The organism is Candidatus Berkelbacteria bacterium, assembly GCA_016187225.1.
GTDB lineage: Bacteria > Patescibacteriota > UBA1384 > JACPKC01 > JACPKC01 > JACPKC01.
In genome coordinates this window covers 236,906-260,867 of the sequence record JACPKC010000010.1, presented here as the reverse complement: position 1 = coordinate 260,867, position 23,962 = coordinate 236,906, and the positions used below count along the sequence as shown (strand labels likewise).

Here is a 23,962-nt window from a genome sequence, read left to right as displayed (position 1 = left end):
GAGAACAGAAGTACCCGTATACTTACCGACGTTATGCCAACTATCAATCAACTTATTCGAAGTGGTCGAGTCCGAAAAACACCTAAATCAAAAGCGCCGGCGCTTCATCGTGGTTTCAATTTTATCAAAAATCGACCAACAAGCTCACGTCTTGGTTCACCCTTTAAGCGGGGGGTGTGCGTCCTGGTCAAAACCATGACACCAAAAAAACCAAACTCTGCACTGCGAAAAATTGCTCGTGTTCGGCTAACTTCTGGTCAGGAAGTAACAGCTTATATCCCTGGCGAAGGCCACAATTTACAGGAACACTCGGTCGTCTTGATTCGAGGTGGACGTGTCAAAGATTTACCTGGTGTGCGGTATCACATTGTGCGTGGCATGCTCGATACAGCCGCCGTTGCAAAGCGGAAACAGAGCCGATCACGCTACGGCGCTAAAAAGAGTTAAGGCGGATCATGCGAGGTAAAAAGCGCATTAAGCGCCCCCAAATTAAACCCGACTATCGCTACCAGTCAATTCTGGTGGCTAAGTTTATTAATAAAGTTATGTTGCGCGGCCAAAAACAAACTGCCGAAAAAATTGTCTACTCAGCTCTTGCTCAAGTTGAAAAGGAGTTAAAATTGCCAGCGCTTCAGATTTTTGATCAGGCGCTTAAGAATGTTTCACCGCTGGTTGAAGTGCGCGCAAAACGCATTGGTGGCGCAACTTACCAGGTCCCAATGGAAATTCGCTCGGAACGAAAGGTTGCTCTCTCGATGCGCTGGATTATCAATGCCGCACGCGGCAATAAAGGTAAAACTATGCAAGTCTCTTTAGCTGAAGAATTAAAGGCGGCCTTTGCAAGTCAAGGCAGTGCAATCGCTAAACGCGATGAGATGCATCGCATGGCCGAGGCGAATAAAGCCTTTGCCCACTACGCGAGATTTTAACAAAGAGTATTAGATGTAAGAAATTATGGCACGTGAATATCCGTTAGAAAAGACTCGCAATATCGGCATTGCCGCCCATATTGACGCTGGCAAGACAACCGTCACAGAACGCATTCTTTTCTATACTGGAAAAAAGCACAAAATCGGCGAGGTGCATGAGGGTGAAGCCGAGATGGATTGGATGGAACAGGAACGAGAACGGGGGATCACAATCACATCGGCGGCAACGACCTGTTTTTGGTCGCCAACCACGCGCCCTGACAATAAGCACCGAATCAATATCATCGACACGCCCGGACATGTTGATTTTACGGTTGAAGTTGAACGTTCGCTTCGCGTTCTTGATGGCGCAGTAGTTGTTTTTGATGGTGTCGCCGGTGTCGAGCCACAGTCGGAAACCGTTTGGCGCCAAGCAGATAAATATCATGTCCCGCGTATTTGTTTTATTAATAAACTCGATCGAACTGGCGCCGATTTCTTTCGTTCGTATCACTCCATCCTTGAACGCTTGGGCGCAAATGCGATTCCAATCCAGCTTCCAATTGGGAATGAAAGCGATTTTCGTGGCCTCATCGACCTAATCCGCAAAAAAGCCTATCTCTATACCAATGATTTAGGCACCGATGTTGAAGAGCAAGAAATACCGACCAAGATGCTTGAACTTGCCAAAGAGTGGCGTGAGAAACTTTTAGAAAAAGTCGCAGAGCTTGATGATAACTTACTTGAAAAATATCTTGGCGGAGAACCGCTTACAGATGAAGAAATTATTGCCACCCTCCGCCAGGGCACTGTTTCGAACAGAATTATTCCTGTCTTAACTGGCTCCGCACTCAAGAACAAAGGAGTTCAGCTTATGTTGGATGCTGTCGTTGACTACCTGCCAAGCCCAATCGATGTGCCACCAATCGAAGGTACTGACCCTAAACATCCAGATAATAAACTAACTCGACAAGCTTCGGACAGCGAGCCCTTTGCCTCCCTCCTGTTTAAGATCGCGGCTGATCCTTTTGTTGGCAAGCTTGCTTTTTTCCGAGTCTATTCTGGTACCTTGAACGCAGGCTCCTATATCTTGAATGTGAATACCAACAAAAAAGAACGAGTCGGCCGAATTTTACGCATGCATGCTAATCAGCGTGAAGATGTCAAAGAACTTTATGCAGGCGATATTGCAGCCGCCGTCGGGCTAGAGGGTACAACGGGCGATACACTTTGCGATCTAGATCAACCAATTCTACTCGAAGCAATCACCTTCCCTGAACCTGTTATTTCAGTTGCGATTGAGCCGAAATCAAAGGCCGACCAAGAAAAAATGGGATTGGCTTTGAGCCGTCTAGCCGATGAAGACCCGACTTTCCGTGTCAGTACCGATCAAGAAACGGGTGAAACCTTAATCGCCGGTATGGGCGAGCTTCATCTTGAAATTATCGTCGACCGAATGAAACGAGAATTTAAGGTTGAGGCCAACGTCGGCCAGCCTCAAGTTGCCTATCGCGAGACAATTCGCGCCAAGGCAACTGGCGAAGGTAAATTTATTCGTCAAACCGGTGGCCGCGGGCAGTATGGGCACGCCGTCATCGATCTCGAACCGATGAACGAAGATGATCGTGTTGAATATCCTGAAGAGCATTTCGTTTTTATCAATAAAATTGTAGGCGGTATCGTTCCGCGTGAGTATATCGCGCCAATAGCAAAGGGAATTAAAGAAGCGATGGGACGAGGGATTCTAGCTGGCTACTCACTCATCGATCTCAAAGCCACACTCCATGATGGTTCATTCCATGAGGTTGATTCTTCAGAGTTGGCTTTTCAAATTGCAGGCTCAATGGCGCTTCAAGATGCCGCCAAGAAAGCCTCGCCAGTGATCCTTGAGCCGATTATGGCGATTGAGGTTGTAACTCCCGAGGATTTTCTCGGCGATGTGATGGGTGATTTAAACAGTAGACGTGGCCGAATTGAAGCAACCGAAGATCGCGGCAACGCTAAAGTGATTCGCGCCAAAGCGCCGCTTGCCTCAATGTTCGGTTATGCCACTCAACTACGCAGTATGACTCAAGGCCGTGCCAGTTATTCGATGGAATTTGATTGCTATGAAGAGTTACCTAAAAATATCGAAGCCGAGATAATCGCTGGCCGAAGTCGATGAACTGGTTGCGAAATCAAGGTACTTATTCTATACTGATCTAAATTTATTACAGATTACTTTGAAAGGAGTCTTATGGCCGAAAAATTTGAACGCACAAAGCCACATGTGAACGTTGGCACGATTGGTCACGTTGACCATGGCAAAACAACGACCACTGCCGCTTTGCTAAAAACTCTGGGAGACCGAGGATTTATTGCTGATAAAAAAGGTGTTGATCAAATTGATGCCGCGCCCGAAGAAAGAGAGCGCGGGATCACGATTGCCACGATGCACGTTGAGTATGAATCGGACAAACGCCATTATGCCCACGTTGATTGTCCAGGTCACGCAGACTATGTAAAAAATATGATCACCGGTGCGGCGCAAATGGACGGCGCGATTGTTGTTGTTTCAGCCGCCGATGGTCCAATGCCGCAAACTCGCGAACACATTCTTTTGGCGCGGCAAGTCGGCGTTCCGGCAATCGTGGTCTTCCTAAATAAAGTCGATATGGTAGATGATCCTGAACTTCTGGATTTGGTTGAGATGGAAATTCGCGAACTCCTAACTAAATATGAGTACGACGGCGACAAGGTTAAAATCATTCGCGGGTCTGCCCTCAAGGCATTGGAAGGCGACAAGGAAAACCAAGATAAAATCATGGAACTTGTGAACGCTCTTGATGAAACGATTCCCGAACCTGTCCGTGAAACTGATAAACCTTTCTTAATGCCAATCGAAGACGTCTTTTCAATTAAGGGCCGGGGGACGGTTGCAACCGGTCGTGTTGAGCGTGGCATCGTCAAGGTTAATGAGGAGGTCGAAATTGTTGGACTCCAGCCGACTAAGAAAGTCGTCGTGACTGGTGTTGAGATGTTTCGCAAACTTCTCGATCAAGGACAAGCAGGGGATAACATCGGCGCCCTCTTGCGGGGGGTGGAACGCACTGACATCGAGCGGGGGCAGGTACTCGCCAAGCCAGGCTCAATCACACCTCATACCGAATTTAAGTCTGAAGTTTATATTCTCAATAAAGAAGAAGGTGGTCGCCATACGCCCTTTTTTAAAGGTTACAAACCCCAATTTTATATTCGCACAACCGATGTGACCGGCGAGGTTGAGTTGCCAGAGGGAACTGAAATGGTAATGCCGGGTGATACTATTACTTTTGGTGTGAAACTCATCGTACCAGTAGCGATTGAGCAAGGAATGCGCTTCGCGATTCGTGAAGGCGGTCGCACGGTCGGCGCCGGGGTCGTAACTGAAATTACTAAGTAATCGGAGAAGACGAGTACCTTACCATGGCTAAAGCCTCTGACTCCACTGCTACCCAGCGCATTCGGATTCGTCTAAAAGCCTATGATTATCGTGTCATCGATCAATCGGCGCGTAAGATTTTGGAAACTACGCGCCGGACTGGAGCGACTGTTAATGGGCCAATTCCTCTGCCAACTGAAATTAAAAAGGTAACGGTGCTTCGTTCAACTTTTAAACACAAAGATGCTCGCGAGCAATTTGAGCAAAGAATTCACAAGCGAATGATCGACGTCCTGAATCCAACCGCAAAAACAATCGACGCCCTAATGAGTCTCGATCTCCCCGCCGGAGTTGATATTGAGGTGAAGACTTAATTAAGTCTTAAGTCGCCAGTTGGTCACAAAATAGGCGCCAAGCCAGGCGACAAGAAGCGCAAGAGCAAAGATCGAAAACATTTGCTCGACTGTCCAGGTTTGGCGACCCGCGGCGCCTAGAATCAAAGTGGCGTACCACGAAGTAATCGAGAGCGCTCCCGGAAAGACACCCAATCGAACTATGCGTTTGAGCGCTGGACGTTTTTCCTGCCAGTCAACACGTTTCAAGCGTTCTAAGGCCGGCGTTAAAATAAAATTCATCATCAAGCCATTAATAGTTAAGACGCCGAACAGAAATAGCTTGAGGAGTATTTTGCCACTCTGCATGACCCAGCTATTAGTAAGCGCAAAATAGACCGCGCTCCCCGCCAAGATAATCCAGCCAATCCAAATGATGAGCGAGAACCAAATAGCGTTTTTTTGGTAAGCAATACCTTGATCACCGTCACCGAGCGCACGAAGCAACATCACGTCGTTGACGGTAACCGCGCCGACACCAAGGACGGTTCCAATCACATGTAAAATAACAGCGATTGTCATTTTCCTCCTTTCTCTTAACCCGAACCATACCACCGTTTGAATGCTTCTGAAAATGGCAGGATGTGTAAAAAGTAGCGCAAATGAATGAGGCGTAAAAACAAATAAGCTACTCGTCCGATCAGTGGAGTACCAATCGTTGAAATTGCCCAGGCGCCGCTAAGAGGAATAATACAGCCGGGATTAACCGGCTGATAGCTTAACCCAGGCTTTCTAGTTAACGCGCGAACAATATTTGCCGCCGCTACCTCTCCTTTTTTGTAGGCGTTAAGAATCGTTTCAGTATCACGAATTTTTGTTCGAACCGAAACAACGCCCGCGTCTCCGATTACATAAACATGACTATCGTCGCGCAACTCAAGCGAGGACTTCACGATTACACGTTTATGATAGTCAAGCGGTTGCTCAAGCGAGGCAATTAAAGGATGCGCTTGCACGCCGGCAGTCCAAATAAGAATTTCATATTCGAGCGTGTCGCCATTTTTGAGTTCGATTTTTCGTGTTCGCACTTTTGCAATCATACTTTGAAGCAGTATCTCAACATGCCGATATGAGCCAAGGCGAGCATGAGTTTTATTTGAAACCCACTCTGGCAAACCAGGCAAGAGACGCTGTTCCGCCTCAACAATTTTAATAATGAACGAGCCGCGGCCACGTTCATATTTACGCGCCAAATCTTTCAGGTAGCTATGCAATTCAGCAACGAGCTCAACGCCCGTCAACCCGCCGCCGCCAATTATGACTTGAAAAAGTTCACCGACCTGATTGCTTACGGCAAATGCACGATACTGTTTTTCAATTTTAGAACGGATTCGTTCGGCATCTTCAAAAGTTTTCAAAAATAAGGCATGCTTGGCAATTCCATCAATACCAAAATCATTACTCACCGATCCAAGCGCAACGATTAGGTATTCATAATCAATTTCTTGACCGCCTTTAAGAGTAACGGCATGCATTCCGCGATGAATTGCTTTGACCTCGCCGCGAATCACTTCGACAGGTTGAGTGGCGAAAATCACTTGAAATGGAATTCTCACCCCGCGGCGAGGCGCTCCGGTAGAGGCTCGAGTATAGAGCCAAGGTGTAAAGAGATGATATGTTTCACGATCAATGAGCACAATGCGATGAGTATCGATGAGCTGACGATCACGCGCCAAATCAAGAGCGGCTCGCACACCGGCAAAGCCGCCTCCAAGAATTACGATATTCTTCTTCCCTCCCATATAATATTAGTTTATCACGTCAACCGAAGAATCTTTACGAATTCAGCTAAAACAGATAAGATCCTGCTATTCAAATGCAATTGCAATAAGGGCCGTTAGCTCAGTTGGTAGAGCGCTTCCATGGCATGGAAGAGGTCGCTGGTTCGAATCCAGTACGGTCCACCATTTCGAATTTGCCGAAGAAGTTGCCTCGGGGCTTCGCCCCTCGGCATTGGTTTCCGCCAAGAAATTCCAGGGGGTTTTGAATTCCGCCAAAAGCATTCCCGCAGAAAGTCGGCGGTTCGAGCCGATGGAAACAAGAAAATCTCTCATCCGTGAGGGATTTTCTTGTTTATAGAGATTTACGGCTTGGTTGGCTTCAATAATCCAGTTTCGCATGAGTTCAAGCCAATGATTACCTTTTCGTTCAAATTCCGATAATTTCTCCTCATTTGTTTTCTTTTCCGCCATTAAAAGATTTTTTCGTTCTTGATATTCCACAAGTTCTAACGCCTCGGATAAATATGCGTCAGTTAGTCGTTCCAACTTTTCTTTAATGGCGGAAATATTATCACGGAGATTTTGAACGAAAAGGTCTGATGAGTGGCGGGATTCCATATTTTCAGTTTCCAGTTTAGTTAAAAACTTTTCCCGCCACTCATCAGGCAAGGAAACTTTTTGACAAAGATTTTTCACTTGTTCGGTTAAAACTTCTTCCCGCAAAAAACGATTTTCAGTGCAAGTAATAATTTTGCTCTTGTGGGTGCAACGATAATATACAAATTTTAAGCCACTTTTTTTGATATGTCTTTCAGCTGTTATGGCATAGCCACAAATCCCACAAGTAGCAAAACCTAAGTACTGAAAATTTTTTGCTCCTCGCTTTTTGCGGGGTTTTCCATTGGCGACAAGTGCCTCTTGGATTTTGTCAAAAAGTTTCTTTGAAATCATTGGCTTGTGCGATCCGGCATGCACCTCGCCTCGGTACTGAAAGTGTCCGTAGTAAAAAGGATTTTTCAAAATATGTTCTATCGAGGCGAGTGCGAGAGGTTTTCCACTTCGGGAGCCAACCAAGCCGAGAGAAAACATTTTGCGTTGAATCGCCGTGAGCGTATATTCGCCAGTAGCAAAAAGCTCCAATACTTCTTTTACTTTACTAAAAGTTTTTTTATCAGGTTCAATCGTTCGAAGTCGTGGTTCGTTAAAATATCCTAAAGGGGCTTTTGCCGATAATTCACCACGGCGTATCTTTTGGCGAATACCACGCAAAATGTTTTCTCTCAAATTGTCGGTGTAATATTTTGCTTGCCCGAAAGCAACACTCAACATAAATTTTCCTTGAGGTGTCGCTTCGAACCAAAATGTCGGGAATTTTAACGCAACAATTTTCAAAGTGTCTACAAAATATACGACCTTACCACCATCAATACTATTTCTCGCTAAACGGTCTGGATTCCACGCTAAAATTCCAGAGGCAAAACCTTTTTCAATTTCGCCAAGCATTTCGTTGAAAATCTCTCGCCCCGGCTCTTTGGCAGTTTTACTCTCGTAAAATTCTTTTACAACGAAAAGATTATTTTGCTTGGCGTATTCCCGAAGCTCCGTCAATTGAGCCTCAATACTCAAAACTTGGCGTTCTTCATCCTCACTTGATTTTCTACAGTATATAAAATATTTGACCATAGCTTCGGGAATTAAATTGATAAAGGCAATGCACTTACACCGACAATTTCTAAAAATCTCTCTTCATCGGCTCTTGCGCCTTTGGCGCAATCCAAACTTCGTTTGGGAACCGCCGAATTTCGGCGGGAATTCTTTTGGCGGAATTCAAAACCCCCTGGAATTTCTTGGCGGAAACCAATGCCGAGGGGCGAAGCCCCGAGGCAACTTCTTCGGCAAATTCGAAATGGTGGTGTTTGTTTGAAAAAGTCAGAACCCATTTTGTGGAGAACCCTGAAAACTAATGCGGACTCGGCGGGGCGAAACATTTGACTGGGGATATGGATTCGCCCTGCCTCGGCTCTCGTCCCGCCCGCAGGAGGGGTTTGGGGAGGAATGCGGGCGGGTTTTTCTTTTTGGTTTTGGGCTAGTAGAAGATTAAAAAAATGCTAATATCATACATATGGAAAAAGAGCAATTTTTTAGTGATAAACAAGAGTCAGGGGAAATTGTTAGTCCTCAAAAAATTTCTACTGGAAACGATAAGAATGCTTTGTTGATTAAGGAAAAAATAAAACGTATTTCTGTATTTGGCACCTTCGATAAACAAAATCCTGAAGCGGTTGAAAAATGGAAGGAGCTTGGCAAGGAACTCGCAGATTTAGGTCTAACTGTTATCGTTGGTGGAGATAAAGGTTCAATTGAAAATGTTTCCTCTGGTGTGGTGGAAAATGAGGGTAAAGTTATTGTTGTAAAAACAACCGTTGGAAAAGAAGCTGGGTTTGCTACTGAAAATATTCCTGGTCATTTGCGCGGAGTATATTACGAAGACGAGCAAGCTGGAAAATTCAGAGGTTTATTTAATAGAAGTGGCGCATATATTGTTCTTCCTGGGGGTAAAAAAGGAACTGGAACAGAAACTGAAATGCGTTTTGCTTTGGATAAAATAGATTCATTTGATAAACATGTAGGAAAATTACCGAACCCTGTTATTTTTGTTGGTGAACATTGGAAAAAAGAATATGAGGAACAAATAAAAAATAAATACGACCAAAATGTTTGGGGCCATGTTTATTTTATAGAAAGTGAAAAAGAAATAGAACCAATTTTATTAAAATATGCAAAACTAAAACAAGAAAATGAACAAAAATAATAACGAGAGCCAATCAATAAAAGATATTCCGTCGATTCTAAATACGGACTTATATAATATTCGTGCTTCCGAAAGAAATTGGGCTCAAAACTTTTCAGAAATTGAAGTACATGAGATGTTTTTTAGAATTCCTCCATACAAAGGTAACAATTTTGTTATCGCTGTCGGTATGCCGTATGCCCTACGTTATTTAAAGTCAAAATTAGATGAAAGTGATTCTGAATGGTTATTGAACCAAGGATTTTCAAAAGATTTTATTGATTATCTAGTTAAAGAAGGAAGTAATATTTTTAAGGATGTAAATATTTGGTCAGTTGAAGAAGGAACAATAATGTTCCCCCAGGAACCTATAATGCGAATTGAGGGGCCAACAGTAGCTGTACAACTACTGGAAACCTATTTTTTAAGTCAAGTTGGCTATCCAACATTAATTGCAACAAAAGCCATTAGATCCGTTTGGGCTGCAAAACAAATGGGTAATAACGCCTCACTGCTTGAAATGGGGCTTAGGCGTTCGCAAACAAATTCTGGCCATTATGGCGCTAGGGCGGCTTATATATCAGGATTTTCAATTAGTTCAGATTCACTTGCTGGAAAACTATTTGGTATTCCTGTAAGCGGAAGTAGTTTAATGCACGCTGATATACAAAGAAGAGAAAATGAAAGAGAAGCATTTAAGTCTTTTTATGAATTTGTTTCCTATAAAAACAAAGTAACTTTTTTAATTGACACCTACAATGTTATAAAAGGAGCGCAAAATGCTGTTGAGGTTGCAAAAGAAATGAGACAAAATGGTCATGAATTATTTGGGGTAAGAATTGATAGCGGAAATGTTAAAGAGTTGATTCCAGAAGTAAAAAAGATATTTTCTGAAGCGAGTTTTCCTAATGTAAAAATTATGCTTACTGGAGATATGAACGAATATAAAATACTTGATCTAGCAAAAAATAAGGTTACTCCAGATTTTATTGGTGTTGGTACTGAACTTGTTACTGGAGGAGAAAAACCTGCTTTAGGAATGGTTTACAAATTAAAAGGAATTAAGCACGGGGATGAAGTCATTTCAAAAATAAAAATATCTGCTGATAAAGGTAAGACCACTTTGCCAGGTTCGCATCAGGTTTTTAGAGTTTTGGATAAAAAAACAGGTTTACTTAAACATGATGTAATCGGAATGTATGATGAGAAAATTGACGGCGAACCATTACTGAAACAGGTTGTTTCAAATGGAAATATTATTGGAGAATGGGAAACCTCGGATATTGATTTAACAAAAACTGCAAAAGAAAGAGCTGAAGCACAAATAGAATTATTACCTGATGATGTTCTAAATTTTGAAAAAGAAAATATCACCGTTGATGTAATAATTTCAGAAAAAGTAAAAAAACACTCTGAAGACCTGATAAAACATCATGCCTAATGTAACAATTATTCCTACGCTACATGCGGAACATCTTGCCAGACTTATGTCAGTACCAAAAGACTGTGAGATTGTTTTTCTTGAGGGAAATAAAGATGGAAAACGATTTTTTCCTGATGGTGAGGTATATGTAAAACTTCAGAAAATCGAACTGAATAAAAGAATTGTAATTCTTCATACTGGAGCCCCAGACCCAAATGCAGGAATTATCGAGCTTGAAATGCTTCTCAATATACTAACAAATCTTGGTTATAAAAATATAGAAATTTTCTTTTCCTACTTTCCATATGGTATGCAGGATAATCCGAAGTATTCAGGAGAAACAAATGCCGCCGAAAATCTTATCATAAAATTGGTTGATTATTACCACATAAAACAAATCTATGTCCTTGACGCTCATTTTTTCGGACAGCCATGGTTTGGAAAATATCCAATAAAAAACATTTCGGCTACGCCAATGTTAAAAGATGCCGCGTTAATTGACTATCCTTCTGCTATTTTTTTGGCTCCAGATCAAGGCTCTCAGAGAAGAATGTTGCTACAAGGGACTGCAAAAAAGAGAATAAATTCTTTTGAAATTGATATCGTACATGACGAAAATTTTATTAAGACCGTAAAAAACCAGACAGTTGGAGTTATTGATGATTTGGTTGAAACTGGTGGCACTGCTGTAAAGTTTGCTGAGCTATGTCAAAAGATTGGAGCGAAAGATGTAATTGCACTCGTAACGCACGGCTTGCTTGATTCGGGAACACAAAGACTTAAAAAATCATATTCAAAACTTTATCTAACAAACAGCATTGATTGTGCTGATACTAATATCGATGTTTCCGTTTTGATTCTTAATGAAATTGTCTCTAATTAGCCCAAAACCAAAAAGAAAAACCCGCCCGCATTCCTCCCCAAACCCCTCCTGCGGGCGGACAAAATCCCCAAATCAAAAAATCAGTCTCGGAAAAGTGAAATCCTAATCCCCAAAAAATAGTTTTCACTTTTCCGAGTCCAAATCTAGCCCCGCCAACTGCCCGAGACCTTGAGGGCAGAACACCAGAAACAAAATTTTCTTTTCCATTTAAGAGAAATTCTTCCGCGCGCAAAATCAGAAATGCAGAGAAAACTTTTTTGCTGGGTGGCGAGCATCAGCTCGCGGCGGCGGGCTGGCTTCCTTAATTGGGGTTCTCCGCAAAATGGGTTCTGACTTTTTTAAACAAACACCACCATTTCAGATTTGAAGAAAGATTGCCTGAGCCAGCGCCTCTGGCATTTCGGCGAAAAAATCCGGCGGCTAAATCAAGAAGTACCATAGTGTATTTTAGTATAATATTATCCAGCAATATAACAAAGTGCCAAAATGTGAATAAAGAATTTTTGGATAACCACGAATTTCTGATGGATAGAAATTTCTTATCAAAATTTCTTGCAGAGCAACAAAATGATATTTATCTTTTTGGAATGTCAGGAAATGTTTTCGACATGATAGACTTGTTCGACGAAGTTTACTTCCTTAAAACATCACCGGAAATTCTTGCCCAACGATTAAGACATGAGAGCCGAGAAAACCCAATGGGTAGAACTAATTATCAACTTCAAAATTCTTTAAACTGGGCAAAGGAAATTGAAGAAAAAGCAAAAAAGCTAAATATAAGAATGATTAATGCAAACCAAACGCCTGAGCAAATTTTTTCGCAGATAAGTGGCAGTAGCAAGATGCGAAGATAATTTTCTTTAACTGCTACCAGACCCTCCTTAATACTCGGCTTAATAAAGAAAAACAAAAAATAGACAAACAACGTGGCTGGGAGGAGTTTTGAAAAGCGTTCACTCGTACGAGGAAGTTACTTTTGATATTTATCCTCTGGAAAATTTATGAGCTGTCCGTATTGCACATCTTCAGATATACAAAAGCGGAAAATTATTGAGAATGATTTAGCTTTTGCGTTTTTGGGGAAAATGCCTATTGTCCTAGGCCATACGCTCATTGTTCCTAAAAGACATGTCGCTAAATATGAAAACCTGACAGGTGAGGAAATGCGGGCAATTGAAGACCTGCGAGTAAAAATATTAGGTGCACTTGTTCAAACATTTGACGCCGCTGGTTTCAATTTTGCTTGGAATGATGAAAAACTTGCAGGTCAATCCGTTCCGCATTTCCATTTACACATTATCCCGCGCAAAGAAGGTGATGCTGGAACTTATGAATATGAGCCAAGAAAGTTCCTATACCGACCAGGCGAAAGAAAGGAATCGCCCGAAGCAGAGTTGGAAGAAATCTCTAAACTTATTGCGAAGAATTTATGAGTAGTCAATAAATCAAACGTATTTAAAAACGTCATTGACCGGATGTTTTGGGACCCCGAAGATGAAATGAAACGCAAATTTTTTGGGGAAGTTGGCGCATATCTCAAACCTAACGCACGAATATACTTTGGCTGGGCGAATTTTGCCGACATTGATGTCGATTTGCCATTTAAGCTTGCAGGGGAAAATGGATATGAGTTTGTCAATAAATTTAGTAAGCCGCAGGGTATTGACTTTACCTTTGACGTTTTTGAGTTCAGAGTAAAATAGTTTCTAAATTATTCTGCTTGAGCCGAAAGCAAAATAATTATGGGTAATTATTGGGGAAGTGTTAAGAAGACTTATTGGCGACGCAGTTACTTCGCTGATCTCAATAATGGCAAAGTTCAAAGCAAAGGTACACTCCGCCTTCGTTGCTCTTCTAAGGTGAACTTATGAGGTAGTATCAAAACATGAGCAACACGAAAAGCAATGAAAATAAGTTATCATTAGAACAACGCGAAAAAATGCTTCAAGTATTGAAAGTCCGTTTTGAGAAAAACATGAACCGCCATCAAGGTCTCGAGTGGGTAACAATACAAACCAAGTTGACAAATAGTCCTAAAAAGTTATGGTCGCTTAATGAAATGGAAGCAACTGGTGGCGAACCGGATGTTGTTGGTTTCGATAAGAAAACAGATGAATACTTTTTTGTTGATTCCTCGGCCGAAAGTCCGATCGGCCGCAGAAATGTTTGTTACGACCACGAGGCGTTGGGATCAAGAAAAAAACATCAGCCAAAAAATAGCGCTCTAGATTTGGCCGCGGCCATTGGCATTGAACTTTTAACGGAGCAACAATATCGCGAGTTACAGAAACTGGGCATTTTTGATACGAAGACATCGAGTTGGGTGCAAACGCCTGTGAGCATTCGTATGCTTGGCGGCGCCCTCTTTTGCGACCGGCGCTACGAGACAGTTTTTACGTATCACAATGGCGCAGAATCCTATTATGCCGCCAGGGGGTTCCGTGGCCTGCTCAAGGTCTAAATTTTTGCAAGACTAATGAATTTTAGTCGTCTGGTTTGCCAATTTCGCAACTTTAAGCTCAACTAAACTCGATCAAGAGAATCTGCCATTTATCTGCGTTGATTCATATTTTGAAGCGCTCACCCTCCGCCGCGTCCGACATGCCCGAAACGAAGCGGAGGCGATTAATCAGGGTTTTCCGCAAAACGCTCTGCTTTCTTAATTCCGAACAAGTCTCGTTTGGTGGTAATATCTTAGTCTTAGAGGCGTAGGACAAAGATACAAAAGAATAAGAAAAGTTTAGGTTATTGCTATTCACATTTTAAAAACCAGAGCTTAACTTTTTGGTCGTCGGAGGAGGTTAAGAAACACGGCTTTCAGATTATACAATTTGAGCTGATGCATGATATAATCTAAGCATGAATTTCATCGTTGCCATGGGCGTATTTTTAGTACTGCTAGTTTCCCAGGAATTATTTCGTCGGTACCCCAAATTTACACTTTATTTTTGGTTGGCCGTTCCGTTTATACTCTATACGTGTTGGTTACTGCTTTGGGGCGAGTCAGATTGGTTTCCATGGATGAAGGTGTTCTCGATCGAGGTCGGCATCATCGTTCTCTCCATATATAGAAACACTAGCCTTGGAAAACACAAGTTTGGTCAATGGGTAATATACGGCCTTCTGGCCACTAATATTTTCGAAGCGGTTTTCAGAGATGTCATATCAGGCGGCGCCCCAAACTATCTAAATGCGGTGGCAGGTGTTTTGCTTGTCTTGACTCTCGAGAAAATAAGTTCGATTCACATAGACTCAAAAACAAAGCACAAAGATTTGTCGTGGCGCGGTATGACCCTTCAGTGGATAGCGGGTTATACGATTTGGAATTGGGTGTTTGTATATCTTAATTTTGGCGTGGAAAGCGCTATACAACATTTTGCCGTACTCGCCGCGGCATTCGTCGTTGCACTCATAGACAGGGAGCGATGGCTTCAGGCGAGAGTATTAACGCTCGGCACCTACTTTATAATCTTCCACACTGTCCCGCACCTGAATCCCGACAAAATCGGGCAAACTGTTAATTCGCAGTTTAGTTTCTATGCCGCATTAGTTTCATTTGTATTCATGTTTGCCTACGCAATATCCTATTCAAAACGTCAAGCATTGGCCGCTGACAGAAAAAAACACTAGACTCCTTTCATATTCAGATTTGCCGAAGAAGTTATCATAAATAACCAACAAGCTCCTCATCCCATGAGGAGCTTGTTAATTTAGGAATCATGATCAGCTAAACTTCTTTTTGCTTCATTGAAACAAAAATCATGTAAATCGCTGAAAGACCGACGAGATCGTAAATAATCTTAGTGAGGAATGTGCCTTCCCTAAATAGACTTTCAACGAGGTTGTAATCAAGGAGGCCAACTAGACCCCAGTTAATACCCCCGATAATCACAAGAATCATTGCGACCCAGTCAAGTGTTGTCATTTTCAAGGCGTATCACCCCCATTCGAATATTTATTTTACCGATACGCGATAGTTTTGATCTCCAGCATTGTAAAACACTTTAAACAATATCAGTCACCTGTCCATTGTACAAGATAGCTCCTTGTTGACAGTTTTCAGTTCCACCTGTAAAATTTAAGAAATTCATAAAAAGTGGATTCAAAAAGTCGGGAGATCGTTCACCAAACAAATGTGAGTAGATCCCGGCCATTTATTTTGTTTATGAAAGTAATCCTCGGCCGAAAAGTTGGGATGACACGCGTCGCCACTCATACAGGCGAGATTGTTGGTGCCACAGTCATCGAAGCCTTGCCGAATTCAGTCGTGCAAATTCGATCAAAGGCCAACGACGGCTATAGCGCTCTTCAGGTTGGCTATGGCGATCCAAGTCGCGCCAAAAAGCCCCAGCGAACTCAAATTGAAAAAATCGGTGCGCAAGCTGGTGCGATTCTTAAGGAATTCCGTATGGAAGGCGAACTTCCTCAAGTCGGTTCGAGTTTAAATGTGACACAATTTACGCTCGGCGATAGAGTCAGCGTGACCTCAACCTCACGCGGCCGCGGCTTTGCTGGTACGGTTAAACGTCATCATTTTCACATGGGTCCGCGTAGCCACGGTTCGATGAATATTCGCGAACCAGGTTCAATTGGCTCAACATACCCGCAAAGAACGATTAAAGGTAAGCGAATGGCAGGGCGTCTTGGCGGTCGCCAAGCAACTGTTCACCATCTTGAAATTCTTGACATCTTACCCGATGAACACCTCCTGGTGATTAAAGGCGCCGTCCCGGGCATCCGAGGCGCGATTGTCAAAATCATGAGTTTAAGCGAGGCCAGTGATGAGTAATAAGCAAATTGCCCTCGCTCTAGCACTGCGCGGTTATGCGGCGAATCGTCGCCAAGTTTTGGCGAACACAAAAACGCGGGGCGAAGTCAGCGGAGGCGGACGCAAACCTTGGCGTCAAAAGGGGACTGGACGGGCTCGAGTTGGCTCAATCCGCAATCCTATTTGGCGAACCGGGGGAGTAGTTTTCGGTCCAAGAAAAAAACGTGATTATCGCCTGGCGCTAACTGATTCATTTAAAAAACACGCGCTTAAAATCGCGCTTGCGATTCAAGCTCAAGCGAACGGTCTTATTGAAATGAAAAACTGGCCGACCGACGGAAAAACAAAAACCTTGGCTCAAGCATTAAGTTCGATTGACAAACAGCAAATCACAATCATCCTCGTCAAAAGCGACTTAACTTTAAGCCGCGCTGTCAAAAATTTACCCAGCGTCGAAATCCGCCTCGCTAAGAACGTAACTGCCGAAGACCTACTCCGAGCCGACGCCATCTTGGGCACTGATGAAGCTTTAACTCATCTTAAAAAACGCGCAAACTTAATAGAGTCCACAAAACCGACTCGCCGTGCACCTGGGAAATCGAAGGTATGAAGCATATTCAACTCAAACCGGTAATTACTGAAAAATCACTTCGCCTGGTTAGTGAGAGTCAATTTACATTTCGCATCCCGAGATATAGCAATAAATTAACGATCGAACGCGCCGTCGAGCAGGCCTATAAAGTGCATGTGATTGATGTAAATATCGCCAAAACCGCGGCCAAACCCAAACGCAATGGGGTAACCTCACCCAAGATTAAGGCAATTATCCGCCTCAAAAAAGGTGAAAAAATCCCCGGTTTTGAACTGCCAGTAGAAACGCCAGCTCAAAAAAGCGAGGAGAAGTAACATGCCTGTTATTTTTCGCCGTCCTACGACACCAGGCCAACGCGGCATGTCAATTAATCGGCAAACACATTTATCTAAAAAACGACCCGAAAAATCTCTCACCGAGATTCTCAAAAAACATGCCGGCAGGGATCGCTTTGGAAGAATCAGCATTCGGCATAGAGGTGGCGGAAATAAACGACATTATCGAATCATTAGCGCCTTAGAGAAGGGGCCGGTGACACAAGCCAAAATTCTTGCTCTTGAATACGACCCAAACCGAAGCGCCAACATCGCGCTCATCGAATACAATGAAGGAACGCGTGCTTATATATTGGCGGCGCATGAGATGAAGATCGACCAAATCATTGAGGCTGGTGAGAAGGCGCTGCTTGAAAACGGCAATCGTCTGCCACTTGGTAAGATTCCTCGAGGTTTTCAAATCTACGACATTGCCCTCGACCCGAACCGCAAAGGCGCAATGGTTCGATCAGCCGGGGCAAGCGCGACCATTCAGTCGCATGAAGATAATGGCCGTTATGTTCAAATTAAATTGCCTTCTGGGGAAATTCGACGAGTTTTAGCAGCCGCGTATGCCTCGTTGGGCAGTGTAAGCAACCCTGAACATTCAAGTGTCATGCTGGGCAAGGCTGGCCGAGTGCGCCACATGGGCTGGCGACCACAAGTTCGCGGTAAAGCGATGAACACGAATGATCACCCGCACGGCGGCGGTGAAGGAAGTAACTCGATCGGCCTTAAATATCCAAAAACACCCTGGGGCAAACATGCTCTGGGTAAGCGCACTCGCCGGAATAAGAGAACCAATACCTTCATTGCGCGCAGTCGTCACGAAACACGGAGATAAATTATGAGCCGTTCACTGAAAAAAGGTCCTTTTCTTGACCCAAAACTTATGAAAAAAGTCGAAACTGCCCCTCGAAGCAAAAACTCGGCGATCAGAACTTGGGCACGGGCGAGCACGATTACACCCGAAATGGTCGGATTAACTTTTCAGGTTCATAATGGTAAGGATTTTATTTCGGTTTCAGTTGTGGAAGATATGGTTGGTCATAAGCTCGGAGAATTTTCGCCAACGCGTAAATTCAAGCGTCATGGCGGTAAAACAGCCGAAGCGCAAGCTAAGACTCAAGAAACAGGTAAATAATTATGCAAGTTACCGTTCACTACAATAAATTATTGATAGCGCCCCGAAAAATTCGCGCCGTTCTTGGTCAGCTTCGCCATACTTCAATCCCAATGGCTTTGGCACAAATGAAAAATTCCCCCCGTACAACCACCGAACCAATCTATAAGCTCCTCTTAGCCTCAATTTCCGCGGCGCGCGACCGAGATCCAGCCATCCGACCGGAAGAACTTCGAGTGCAAGAAATTTTCTGTAATGAAGCCAGACGACTCTATCGAACACGTATCAAAAGTCGCGGCCGAGCGGGTCGATTTGCCAAACGCGGCTCTCATCTAACTCTAGTCGTTGAACGCACTCAAAAAGATCAGGAATAAACATGTCACACAAAACTCATCCTCTTGCTAATCGTTTACCGCTCACTCGCGAGTGGCGTTCAAAGTGGTTTGCAACTCATCTCGCACCCTACAATATTATCGAGGATGCCTTCATTCGCAGACTCATCACAACTACTTATCGAAAAGATGCGGCGATCGAACGCGTTGAAATTGAAAGAAATGCTCAAGAAGTTAAGGTGATCATCCATACCGCAAAACCGGGTATTGTGATTGGTCGCGGCGGAGCTGGTGTCCAAGGTTTACGCACTACTCTGGAACGCAAACTTCAATCTTTTCGGGATCGCAATCTGTCTAATTATGTGCGCGTCGCCTCCGAGCGCAAGAAAGATCTTCCAACCGGTTTGAAACTAGAAATTATCGAGATTAAGGCGCCAGAGCTTTATGCCGCGCTCGTTGCTCAAACAATTGCCCATCAAATTGAAAACAGGATGCCCTATCGGCGAGTAGTGCGCCAGGCAATTGAAAGAACAATCCAACGCAATGCGCAGGGCATTCGAATCGCGGTCGCTGGCCGTCTGAATGGCGCGGATATTGCCCGTCGTGAAAAATTCTCTGAAGGCACCGTGCCTCTCTCAACTTTCCGAAATGACATCGATTATGCCCACTTTGACGCTAAAACTTCATCCTACGGAACAATCGGCGTGAAAGTCTGGATTTACCGTGGCGATCGACTGGCCGATGTTTTGAAGCCCCAAGGCCGTCGCCAAGTTTAAGGTGAACCCCTATGCTTTTACCTAAAAAACTTAAACATCGAAAACAACATCGCGGCAAGCGCGGTGGCAACGCCCAGCGGGGTAACCAATTGAGTTTTGGCAAGTTTGGCGTGAAAGCGCAAAGTCGAGGCTGGGTGAGCTCACGCCAAATTGAGGCTGGGCGGCGAGCAATTACGCGCTACATCCAACGCGGCGGTAAAGTCTGGATTCGTATTTTCCCAGATAAACCAGTCACTAAAGCCTCGCCTGAAACACCGATGGGAAGCGGCAAAGGCGCTCTCGACCACTTTGTGGCTGTCATTCGGCCCGGCCGCATTATCTTTGAGCTCGACGGCGTATCTCAAGAAATTGCCAGCGAAGCCCTGCGGCTGGCCGCTCAAAAACTTTCAGTCCGCACAAAAATAATCATTAAAGAAGAGATTTAAGATGTCTAAAGTTAATTCATTCCTAACGTCTAGCCGTGGCCAGGATGAACTCTGGCTTAAGGCAGAAATTGCCAAGCGGTATGACCGCCTTTGCACCTTGCGTTTTGACCTGGGTTTTGGTAAAGTTGGCGCGCTTAAAGAGTTCCGCATAGCTCGAAGAGAACTCTCTCAACTTTGGACTCTGCTTGGTGAAAAAGTGACTGCCCACAAGGCATAAGGATTATCTATGGCACGAAAGCGTAAAATTGGCAAAGTGGTTAAGGTGAACGCCCCAACGGCGCGAATTCGTGTTGACCGTATGCACCGCCACCCACTTTACGATAAGGCATATCAAGTAAGCCGAAATATTCTGGCGCATATACCTGCCGAGCTTACCCTTAACATTGGCGACTTCGTAGAAATTGAAGAAAACCGTCCGATCAGCAAACGTAAGGCTTGGGTCGTGCTCAAGGTAGCTGAAGCGGCCAAGGAAACTGAACTATGATTCAATCCTACAGTCGAGTTAGAGTAGCCGATAACTCTGGCGCGAAAGAAGTAATGTGCATTCGTGTTATTAAAGGCGCCAAGCAAGATGCCGCTCAAATCGGCGATGTAATCGTCGCGACGGTCAAAGATGCTTTACCCCGCGGCACAGTTTTAAAAAAACAAATCGTCAAAGCCGTTATTGTCCGCCAGCGCTTTCCTTTTCAGCGACCCGACGGTAGCACGATTCGTTTTGACGACAATGCGGTGGTAATTATCGATGACGCCGATCAGCCACGTGGGACACGAGTCTTAGGACCGGTCGCCAGAGAAATTAGAGGTCGGGGCTATCAAAAAATTATCTCACTCGCGCCGGAGGTAGTGTGATGCAAATTCGAAAAGACGATGCAGTCAAACTATTATCTGGAAAAGACAGGGGTAAAACCGGCAAAGTGATCCGCGCCTTACCGAAAGCACAAAGAGTAGTGGTTGAAGGCTTGAACCTTGTCAAACGTCACACTAAGCCAACACCGCGTCAGCCACATGGCGATATTATTAGTTTTGCCGCCCCGATTCATGTCAGCAATGTTATGCTTATGTGTCTCAATTGCGGAAAACCAACACGCATTAATCATAAGAGCACTGCCAAGGGAAGTCTTCGAATCTGCAAGAAATGCCAAAACGCCGTTTCAATTCCCAAAGAAGCAAAGTAGCAGGCCCCATGACCTTATTGCATCGAATGAAAACTGAAATTCGCCCTAAACTCGCCCAAGAGTTAGGAATTAAGAACCACCTAGCCGTGCCCAGGCTATTTAAAGTAACGCTCAATGTCGGCCTTGGATCGCTTCGAAAAGTTTCAAATCTCACTGAAACCATCGCCAAAGACCTCGAACGTATTGCAGGGCAAAAACCGATTCTGCGACGCGCTCGAAAAGCGATTGCCGGCTTTAAGTTACGCCAAGGAGAGCCAATTGGTCTCTCGGTCACACTTCGTGGCCAACGAATGCACGATTTCATCGAGCGACTAGTGCGGATCACTTTGCCGCGGATTCGCGACTTTCGAGGCTTATCGCTTTCAAATTTTGATCGCAAGGGCAACTACACCTTTGGGATTCGAGAGCACACAGTCTTTCCTGAAATTGACCATGAATCGGTCAGTCAGTTTTATGGCCTATCAGTTGCCTTAACAACGTCGGCTCACACCAACGCCGAAGGTGAAACTCTCTTACGCGCTCTCGGTTTACCCCTCGCCCAGCCTCAAGGAGATAAATAGTATGGCCAAAAAATCACTTATCGCCCGTGCTTCTCGTTCGCCAAAATTCTCAACACGCGGAGTTAACCGGTGTGGCATCTGTGGTCGCAATCGTAGTTACTTACGTGCTTTCGGTTTATGCCGGATTTGTTTTCGTGAAAAAGCGGTGCGTGGCGAAATTCCTGGAATTGTAAAATCATCCTGGTAGGAGTTGTGATGGATCCAATCGCAGATATGCTAACTCGAATTCGGAATGCGGCACTCGGTCATCAGATCGAGATAAATTTGCCTCATTCACGCTTAAAAGAAACGATTGCCCAACTTTTGATTAAGCATGGTTTTTTGAGTTCAGCCCAAACGAGTGAGATAGAAAACAAAAAAACTCTTACTCTAAAACTAAAGTACAGAGGCGACCTATCGGCAATCCGAGTGATCCGGCGTATCTCTAAACCAGGTCTGCGCATTTACGTTAAATCTAATCAAATTCCCCGGCCAAAGGGTGGATTTGGATTAGTAATCATTTCAACACCCAGCGGCTTAATGACTGGCGATCAAGCGCGTCGTCAACATTTAGGCGGCGAGGTGCTCTGTGAGGTGTTATCATGAGTCGAATCGGCCGCCGCCCAATTAAGATTCCTCAAGACGTGACTGTCACGCTCGTTAGTGATGAGATCATCATTAGCGGCCCAAAGGGTGAACTCAAGGTTCCTCTAAATAAACGCCTTGGATTTAATCAAGCCGACTCCATACTTAGGCTTGAAATTAAAAGCGCTTCCAAGCTCGAAAAATCCTTGCAGGGCTTAACCGCACGTTTAATTACAGGCGCGATTGAGGGCGTGACCAAGGGATTTATTAAGAAACTCGAACTCCACGGAGTGGGTTACCGCGCCGCCTTACAGGATAAAAATTTAACGCTTGCGATCGGCTTTTCTCATCCAGTTTTTATTCACTGCCCAGAGGGAATTGAATTTACTGTCCAAAAAAATACAATTAATGTCGGCGGCATAAACAAACAATTAGTTGGCCAAACTGCCGCTGAAATTCGACGCGTTCGACCACCCGAGCCTTATAAAGGTAAAGGAATTCGTTATAGTGATGAAATTGTTCGCCGCAAGGCCGGAAAAGCGGCCAAGGCTACCGGAGCGGCTTAAGGACATCTTATGGATCCAAAACGCATTCAAAGAATCAGACGCATTCGGGCGCGCTTGAGCGGCACAGCTGAACGGCCACGTATTTGTATTGAACGAACCGCCAAGCATTTCCGTGTTCAATTTATTGACGATCAGTCTGGTAAAACTGTGCTGGCCGGAGGTGACCATGAACTCAAAAGCAAACTTACCGGCATCCAGCAGGCGCACGCAGTCGGAAAAGCAATCGCAGGAAAAGCTAAACAAGCCGGCTTAAAACAGGCAGTCTTGGATCGACGCGGTTACCGTTATCATGGACGGATTGCGGCCTTTGCCAAGACAGTGCGTGAATCAGGTTTAACTATTTAGAGGAGCATCATGTCTCGTCCCAAAGAACAATCTGAAAAGGAATTTGAAGAACGCGTCGTGGAGGTGAATCGCGTCTCCCGAACTGTTAAAGGTGGCAAACGCATGCGTTTCCGAGCACTGGTCGTGCTTGGCAATCACAAAGGGAGTGTTGGCATGGGTATTGGCAAAGCAGGCGAGGTGCAAGCGGCAATTAAAAAAGCCTCGGCTGACGCTAAGAAACATCTAATTGAAGTTCCGATTGTCAATGATACAATTCCTCACGAAACAATGTATAAATATGGAAGCGCCAAAATTTTTCTCAAACCAGCTGGCGGCGGCACTTCAGTGATTGCCGGCGGAGCAGTGCGAGCTGTGATCGAATTAGCCGGCATTCGAAATATTCTCTCAAAAATTATCGGCTCATCGAATAACATCAATAATGTTTCCGCAACTCTCGCCGCGCTCAAAGAAATCAATGAACGCGCGCTGAACTCAAAGGAATAACCATGGCTTTCTTGCATAATTTGAAACAAGTTTCCAATCGAGCCAAGCGTCGCGGCCGTGGCATAGCCGCCGGGCAAGGTAAAACTGGCGGTCGGGGTACAAAAGGTCAAAAAGCTCGCACTGGCGCAAACATTCCCACAGGCTTCGAGGGTGGGCAATCCCGTTTATACATTCGTCTGCCCAAACGCCGCGGCGAAGGTTTTAGTCCACGTTTTGATCGTGCCGCGATTACGCTTGAAAAACTTGACCAAGTCTACCAAGTAGGTGAGCGTGTTTCTGTGCGCACTCTTAAGAACAAGGGTCTCATTAAACCAAAAATAATTTCAGTAAAGATCATTAAGCGCGGCCAACTAACTAAATCGCTCAAGTTTAGCGGAGTGCGTTTCACGCAATCAATTCATCAACAATTCAAATAGGAAAG

Annotated in this window: 36 protein-coding genes, 1 tRNA gene and 1 pseudogene; 33 read left to right on the top strand and 5 right to left on the bottom strand. The window is 44.4% G+C overall.

The window, feature by feature from the left end; genetic code table 11:
• The first annotated feature begins 33 nt into the window (after positions 1-33).
• The 5 genes from rpsL to rpsJ all read left to right on the top strand — a co-directional run bounded on the left by rpsL (position 34) and on the right by rpsJ (position 4,682).
• Positions 34-447, top strand: a complete 414-nt coding sequence (gene rpsL, locus HYW32_04190) for a 30S ribosomal protein S12 (protein ID MBI2590188.1) — start codon at positions 34-36, stop codon at positions 445-447.
• 8 nt (positions 448-455) lie between these two features.
• Positions 456-929 (top strand): 30S ribosomal protein S7, encoded by a 474-nt coding sequence (gene rpsG / locus HYW32_04185; protein MBI2590187.1) that lies wholly within the window; start codon positions 456-458, stop codon positions 927-929.
• Positions 930-954: 25 nt separating this feature from the next.
• Positions 955-3,072, top strand: coding sequence for an elongation factor G (gene fusA / locus HYW32_04180; GenBank protein MBI2590186.1), 2,118 nt, complete (start codon positions 955-957; stop codon positions 3,070-3,072).
• A gap of 72 nt (positions 3,073-3,144) precedes the next feature.
• Positions 3,145-4,329, top strand: a complete 1,185-nt coding sequence (gene tuf / locus HYW32_04175) for an elongation factor Tu (protein ID MBI2590185.1) — start codon at positions 3,145-3,147, stop codon at positions 4,327-4,329.
• Between the two features lie 23 nt (positions 4,330-4,352).
• Positions 4,353-4,682, top strand: a complete 330-nt coding sequence (gene rpsJ, locus HYW32_04170) for a 30S ribosomal protein S10 (protein MBI2590184.1) — start codon at positions 4,353-4,355, stop codon at positions 4,680-4,682.
• On the opposite strand, the gene HYW32_04165 is transcribed toward rpsJ, so the two are convergent.
• The gene (locus tag HYW32_04165; GenBank protein ID MBI2590183.1) at positions 4,683-5,222 is read right to left on the bottom strand and encodes a hypothetical protein; all 540 of its coding nucleotides are present in this window, start codon (positions 5,220-5,222) and stop codon (positions 4,683-4,685) included.
• A 14-nt stretch (positions 5,223-5,236) separates the two neighbouring features.
• Positions 5,237-6,442, bottom strand: coding sequence for an NAD(P)/FAD-dependent oxidoreductase (locus tag HYW32_04160; GenBank protein MBI2590182.1), 1,206 nt, complete (start codon positions 6,440-6,442; stop codon positions 5,237-5,239).
• Between the two features lie 89 nt (positions 6,443-6,531).
• Between HYW32_04160 and HYW32_04155 the strand changes: the two genes are divergently transcribed.
• Positions 6,532-6,607, top strand: a tRNA-Ala gene (locus HYW32_04155).
• A 1,047-nt stretch (positions 6,608-7,654) separates the two neighbouring features.
• Here HYW32_04155 and HYW32_04150 read toward each other — a convergent pair.
• Together HYW32_04150 and HYW32_04145 are read right to left on the bottom strand one after the other, a co-directional pair.
• Positions 7,655-8,104, bottom strand: a pseudogene (locus HYW32_04150) (recombinase family protein).
• 11 nt (positions 8,105-8,115) lie between these two features.
• The gene (locus HYW32_04145) at positions 8,116-8,361 is read right to left on the bottom strand and encodes a hypothetical protein (protein ID MBI2590181.1); all 246 of its coding nucleotides are present in this window, start codon (positions 8,359-8,361) and stop codon (positions 8,116-8,118) included.
• Positions 8,362-8,543: 182 nt separating this feature from the next.
• On the opposite strand from HYW32_04145, the gene HYW32_04140 reads away from it, so the two are divergent.
• The 8 genes from HYW32_04140 to HYW32_04105 all read left to right on the top strand — a co-directional run bounded on the left by HYW32_04140 (position 8,544) and on the right by HYW32_04105 (position 15,148).
• Positions 8,544-9,233 carry a hypothetical protein gene (locus HYW32_04140; GenBank protein MBI2590180.1) on the top strand — a complete coding sequence of 230 codons (690 nt, stop codon included), beginning with the start codon at positions 8,544-8,546 and terminating at the stop codon, positions 9,231-9,233.
• Positions 9,220-10,653 carry a nicotinate phosphoribosyltransferase gene (pncB, locus tag HYW32_04135; protein MBI2590179.1) on the top strand — a complete coding sequence of 478 codons (1,434 nt, stop codon included), beginning with the start codon at positions 9,220-9,222 and terminating at the stop codon, positions 10,651-10,653. Before HYW32_04140 ends, pncB begins: the two co-directional genes overlap by 14 nt.
• Complete coding sequence (locus HYW32_04130; GenBank protein ID MBI2590178.1) at positions 10,646-11,518, top strand: ribose-phosphate pyrophosphokinase; 873 nt, start codon at positions 10,646-10,648, stop codon at positions 11,516-11,518. The genes pncB and HYW32_04130 overlap by 8 nt, the downstream gene beginning before the upstream one ends.
• 488 nt (positions 11,519-12,006) lie before the next feature.
• The gene (locus HYW32_04125) at positions 12,007-12,372 is read left to right on the top strand and encodes a hypothetical protein (GenBank protein MBI2590177.1); all 366 of its coding nucleotides are present in this window, start codon (positions 12,007-12,009) and stop codon (positions 12,370-12,372) included.
• A gap of 147 nt (positions 12,373-12,519) precedes the next feature.
• Entirely contained in the window at positions 12,520-12,951 is a 432-nt protein-coding gene (locus HYW32_04120; protein MBI2590176.1) for an HIT family protein, read from the top strand.
• Between the two features lie 66 nt (positions 12,952-13,017).
• The gene (locus tag HYW32_04115) at positions 13,018-13,221 is read left to right on the top strand and encodes a hypothetical protein (GenBank protein ID MBI2590175.1); all 204 of its coding nucleotides are present in this window, start codon (positions 13,018-13,020) and stop codon (positions 13,219-13,221) included.
• Positions 13,222-13,403: 182 nt separating this feature from the next.
• On the top strand, positions 13,404-13,979 hold the full coding sequence (locus HYW32_04110; GenBank protein MBI2590174.1) for a DUF4256 domain-containing protein: 576 nt from the start codon (positions 13,404-13,406) through the stop codon (positions 13,977-13,979).
• A gap of 398 nt (positions 13,980-14,377) precedes the next feature.
• Positions 14,378-15,148, top strand: a complete 771-nt coding sequence (locus HYW32_04105) for a hypothetical protein (GenBank protein MBI2590173.1) — start codon at positions 14,378-14,380, stop codon at positions 15,146-15,148.
• A 97-nt stretch (positions 15,149-15,245) separates the two neighbouring features.
• Here the strand turns inward: HYW32_04105 and HYW32_04100 are convergent, their stop codons facing one another.
• Positions 15,246-15,443 (bottom strand): DUF378 domain-containing protein, encoded by a 198-nt coding sequence (locus HYW32_04100; protein MBI2590172.1) that lies wholly within the window; start codon positions 15,441-15,443, stop codon positions 15,246-15,248.
• Positions 15,444-15,683: 240 nt separating this feature from the next.
• Between HYW32_04100 and rplC the strand changes: the two genes are divergently transcribed.
• The 19 genes from rplC to rplO are packed head-to-tail and all read left to right on the top strand — an operon-like array spanning position 15,684 to position 23,957.
• Positions 15,684-16,307 (top strand): 50S ribosomal protein L3, encoded by a 624-nt coding sequence (rplC, locus tag HYW32_04095; protein ID MBI2590171.1) that lies wholly within the window; start codon positions 15,684-15,686, stop codon positions 16,305-16,307.
• On the top strand, positions 16,300-16,896 hold the full coding sequence (gene rplD / locus HYW32_04090; GenBank protein ID MBI2590170.1) for a 50S ribosomal protein L4: 597 nt from the start codon (positions 16,300-16,302) through the stop codon (positions 16,894-16,896). The genes rplC and rplD overlap by 8 nt, the downstream gene beginning before the upstream one ends.
• Positions 16,893-17,192: a 50S ribosomal protein L23 gene (locus tag HYW32_04085; GenBank protein ID MBI2590169.1), complete on the top strand. Its 300-nt coding sequence runs from the start codon at positions 16,893-16,895 to the stop codon at positions 17,190-17,192. Before rplD ends, HYW32_04085 begins: the two co-directional genes overlap by 4 nt.
• 1 nt (position 17,193) lies before the next feature.
• Positions 17,194-18,036 carry a 50S ribosomal protein L2 gene (rplB, locus tag HYW32_04080; protein MBI2590168.1) on the top strand — a complete coding sequence of 281 codons (843 nt, stop codon included), beginning with the start codon at positions 17,194-17,196 and terminating at the stop codon, positions 18,034-18,036.
• 3 nt (positions 18,037-18,039) lie between these two features.
• Positions 18,040-18,336: a 30S ribosomal protein S19 gene (gene rpsS, locus HYW32_04075; GenBank protein ID MBI2590167.1), complete on the top strand. Its 297-nt coding sequence runs from the start codon at positions 18,040-18,042 to the stop codon at positions 18,334-18,336.
• 2 nt (positions 18,337-18,338) lie between these two features.
• Complete coding sequence (locus tag HYW32_04070; GenBank protein MBI2590166.1) at positions 18,339-18,689, top strand: uL22 family ribosomal protein; 351 nt, start codon at positions 18,339-18,341, stop codon at positions 18,687-18,689.
• A 2-nt stretch (positions 18,690-18,691) separates the two neighbouring features.
• Positions 18,692-19,423 (top strand): 30S ribosomal protein S3, encoded by a 732-nt coding sequence (gene rpsC, locus HYW32_04065; GenBank protein MBI2590165.1) that lies wholly within the window; start codon positions 18,692-18,694, stop codon positions 19,421-19,423.
• Between the two features lie 11 nt (positions 19,424-19,434).
• A complete protein-coding gene (rplP, locus tag HYW32_04060; GenBank protein ID MBI2590164.1) occupies positions 19,435-19,848 on the top strand; it encodes a 50S ribosomal protein L16 in 414 nt (137 codons plus the stop codon).
• Between the two features lies 1 nt (position 19,849).
• Positions 19,850-20,065: a hypothetical protein gene (locus HYW32_04055; GenBank protein ID MBI2590163.1), complete on the top strand. Its 216-nt coding sequence runs from the start codon at positions 19,850-19,852 to the stop codon at positions 20,063-20,065.
• Positions 20,066-20,074: 9 nt separating this feature from the next.
• Positions 20,075-20,332: a mitochondrial small ribosomal subunit protein uS17m gene (locus tag HYW32_04050; protein ID MBI2590162.1), complete on the top strand. Its 258-nt coding sequence runs from the start codon at positions 20,075-20,077 to the stop codon at positions 20,330-20,332.
• Entirely contained in the window at positions 20,329-20,697 is a 369-nt protein-coding gene (rplN, locus tag HYW32_04045; protein ID MBI2590161.1) for a 50S ribosomal protein L14, read from the top strand. Before HYW32_04050 ends, rplN begins: the two co-directional genes overlap by 4 nt.
• Positions 20,697-21,023, top strand: coding sequence for a 50S ribosomal protein L24 (locus tag HYW32_04040; protein MBI2590160.1), 327 nt, complete (start codon positions 20,697-20,699; stop codon positions 21,021-21,023). Before rplN ends, HYW32_04040 begins: the two co-directional genes overlap by 1 nt.
• A gap of 8 nt (positions 21,024-21,031) precedes the next feature.
• Positions 21,032-21,583 carry a 50S ribosomal protein L5 gene (rplE, locus tag HYW32_04035; protein MBI2590159.1) on the top strand — a complete coding sequence of 184 codons (552 nt, stop codon included), beginning with the start codon at positions 21,032-21,034 and terminating at the stop codon, positions 21,581-21,583.
• Between the two features lies 1 nt (position 21,584).
• Positions 21,585-21,770 carry a type Z 30S ribosomal protein S14 gene (locus HYW32_04030; protein MBI2590158.1) on the top strand — a complete coding sequence of 62 codons (186 nt, stop codon included), beginning with the start codon at positions 21,585-21,587 and terminating at the stop codon, positions 21,768-21,770.
• Positions 21,771-21,778: 8 nt separating this feature from the next.
• A complete protein-coding gene (rpsH, locus tag HYW32_04025; GenBank protein ID MBI2590157.1) occupies positions 21,779-22,168 on the top strand; it encodes a 30S ribosomal protein S8 in 390 nt (129 codons plus the stop codon).
• A complete protein-coding gene (gene rplF / locus HYW32_04020) occupies positions 22,165-22,713 on the top strand; it encodes a 50S ribosomal protein L6 (protein MBI2590156.1) in 549 nt (182 codons plus the stop codon). The genes rpsH and rplF overlap by 4 nt, the downstream gene beginning before the upstream one ends.
• Positions 22,714-22,722: 9 nt before the next feature.
• Entirely contained in the window at positions 22,723-23,058 is a 336-nt protein-coding gene (gene rplR, locus HYW32_04015; protein ID MBI2590155.1) for a 50S ribosomal protein L18, read from the top strand.
• A gap of 9 nt (positions 23,059-23,067) precedes the next feature.
• On the top strand, positions 23,068-23,541 hold the full coding sequence (gene rpsE, locus HYW32_04010; protein MBI2590154.1) for a 30S ribosomal protein S5: 474 nt from the start codon (positions 23,068-23,070) through the stop codon (positions 23,539-23,541).
• Positions 23,542-23,543: 2 nt separating this feature from the next.
• Complete coding sequence (gene rplO, locus HYW32_04005; GenBank protein MBI2590153.1) at positions 23,544-23,957, top strand: 50S ribosomal protein L15; 414 nt, start codon at positions 23,544-23,546, stop codon at positions 23,955-23,957.
• Positions 23,958-23,962 lie beyond the last annotated feature (5 nt).

Coding starts and splice junctions, on each gene's coding strand:
- rpsL (MBI2590188.1), top strand. CDS start 34: ATGCCAACTATCAATCAACTTATTCGAAGTGGTCGAGTCCGAAAAACA.
- rpsG (MBI2590187.1), top strand. CDS start 456: ATGCGAGGTAAAAAGCGCATTAAGCGCCCCCAAATTAAACCCGACTAT.
- fusA (MBI2590186.1), top strand. CDS start 955: ATGGCACGTGAATATCCGTTAGAAAAGACTCGCAATATCGGCATTGCC.
- tuf (MBI2590185.1), top strand. CDS start 3,145: ATGGCCGAAAAATTTGAACGCACAAAGCCACATGTGAACGTTGGCACG.
- rpsJ (MBI2590184.1), top strand. CDS start 4,353: ATGGCTAAAGCCTCTGACTCCACTGCTACCCAGCGCATTCGGATTCGT.
- HYW32_04165 (MBI2590183.1), bottom strand. CDS start 5,222: ATGACAATCGCTGTTATTTTACATGTGATTGGAACCGTCCTTGGTGTC.
- HYW32_04160 (MBI2590182.1), bottom strand. CDS start 6,442: ATGGGAGGGAAGAAGAATATCGTAATTCTTGGAGGCGGCTTTGCCGGT.
- HYW32_04145 (MBI2590181.1), bottom strand. CDS start 8,361: ATGGGTTCTGACTTTTTCAAACAAACACCACCATTTCGAATTTGCCGA.
- HYW32_04140 (MBI2590180.1), top strand. CDS start 8,544: ATGGAAAAAGAGCAATTTTTTAGTGATAAACAAGAGTCAGGGGAAATT.
- pncB (MBI2590179.1), top strand. CDS start 9,220: ATGAACAAAAATAATAACGAGAGCCAATCAATAAAAGATATTCCGTCG.
- HYW32_04130 (MBI2590178.1), top strand. CDS start 10,646: ATGCCTAATGTAACAATTATTCCTACGCTACATGCGGAACATCTTGCC.
- HYW32_04120 (MBI2590176.1), top strand. CDS start 12,520: ATGAGCTGTCCGTATTGCACATCTTCAGATATACAAAAGCGGAAAATT.
- HYW32_04115 (MBI2590175.1), top strand. CDS start 13,018: ATGAAACGCAAATTTTTTGGGGAAGTTGGCGCATATCTCAAACCTAAC.
- HYW32_04110 (MBI2590174.1), top strand. CDS start 13,404: ATGAGCAACACGAAAAGCAATGAAAATAAGTTATCATTAGAACAACGC.
- HYW32_04105 (MBI2590173.1), top strand. CDS start 14,378: ATGAATTTCATCGTTGCCATGGGCGTATTTTTAGTACTGCTAGTTTCC.
- HYW32_04100 (MBI2590172.1), bottom strand. CDS start 15,443: ATGACAACACTTGACTGGGTCGCAATGATTCTTGTGATTATCGGGGGT.
- rplC (MBI2590171.1), top strand. CDS start 15,684: ATGAAAGTAATCCTCGGCCGAAAAGTTGGGATGACACGCGTCGCCACT.
- rplD (MBI2590170.1), top strand. CDS start 16,300: ATGAGTAATAAGCAAATTGCCCTCGCTCTAGCACTGCGCGGTTATGCG.
- HYW32_04085 (MBI2590169.1), top strand. CDS start 16,893: ATGAAGCATATTCAACTCAAACCGGTAATTACTGAAAAATCACTTCGC.
- rplB (MBI2590168.1), top strand. CDS start 17,194: ATGCCTGTTATTTTTCGCCGTCCTACGACACCAGGCCAACGCGGCATG.
- rpsS (MBI2590167.1), top strand. CDS start 18,040: ATGAGCCGTTCACTGAAAAAAGGTCCTTTTCTTGACCCAAAACTTATG.
- HYW32_04070 (MBI2590166.1), top strand. CDS start 18,339: ATGCAAGTTACCGTTCACTACAATAAATTATTGATAGCGCCCCGAAAA.
- rpsC (MBI2590165.1), top strand. CDS start 18,692: ATGTCACACAAAACTCATCCTCTTGCTAATCGTTTACCGCTCACTCGC.
- rplP (MBI2590164.1), top strand. CDS start 19,435: ATGCTTTTACCTAAAAAACTTAAACATCGAAAACAACATCGCGGCAAG.
- HYW32_04055 (MBI2590163.1), top strand. CDS start 19,850: ATGTCTAAAGTTAATTCATTCCTAACGTCTAGCCGTGGCCAGGATGAA.
- HYW32_04050 (MBI2590162.1), top strand. CDS start 20,075: ATGGCACGAAAGCGTAAAATTGGCAAAGTGGTTAAGGTGAACGCCCCA.
- rplN (MBI2590161.1), top strand. CDS start 20,329: ATGATTCAATCCTACAGTCGAGTTAGAGTAGCCGATAACTCTGGCGCG.
- HYW32_04040 (MBI2590160.1), top strand. CDS start 20,697: ATGCAAATTCGAAAAGACGATGCAGTCAAACTATTATCTGGAAAAGAC.
- rplE (MBI2590159.1), top strand. CDS start 21,032: ATGACCTTATTGCATCGAATGAAAACTGAAATTCGCCCTAAACTCGCC.
- HYW32_04030 (MBI2590158.1), top strand. CDS start 21,585: ATGGCCAAAAAATCACTTATCGCCCGTGCTTCTCGTTCGCCAAAATTC.
- rpsH (MBI2590157.1), top strand. CDS start 21,779: ATGGATCCAATCGCAGATATGCTAACTCGAATTCGGAATGCGGCACTC.
- rplF (MBI2590156.1), top strand. CDS start 22,165: ATGAGTCGAATCGGCCGCCGCCCAATTAAGATTCCTCAAGACGTGACT.
- rplR (MBI2590155.1), top strand. CDS start 22,723: ATGGATCCAAAACGCATTCAAAGAATCAGACGCATTCGGGCGCGCTTG.
- rpsE (MBI2590154.1), top strand. CDS start 23,068: ATGTCTCGTCCCAAAGAACAATCTGAAAAGGAATTTGAAGAACGCGTC.
- rplO (MBI2590153.1), top strand. CDS start 23,544: ATGGCTTTCTTGCATAATTTGAAACAAGTTTCCAATCGAGCCAAGCGT.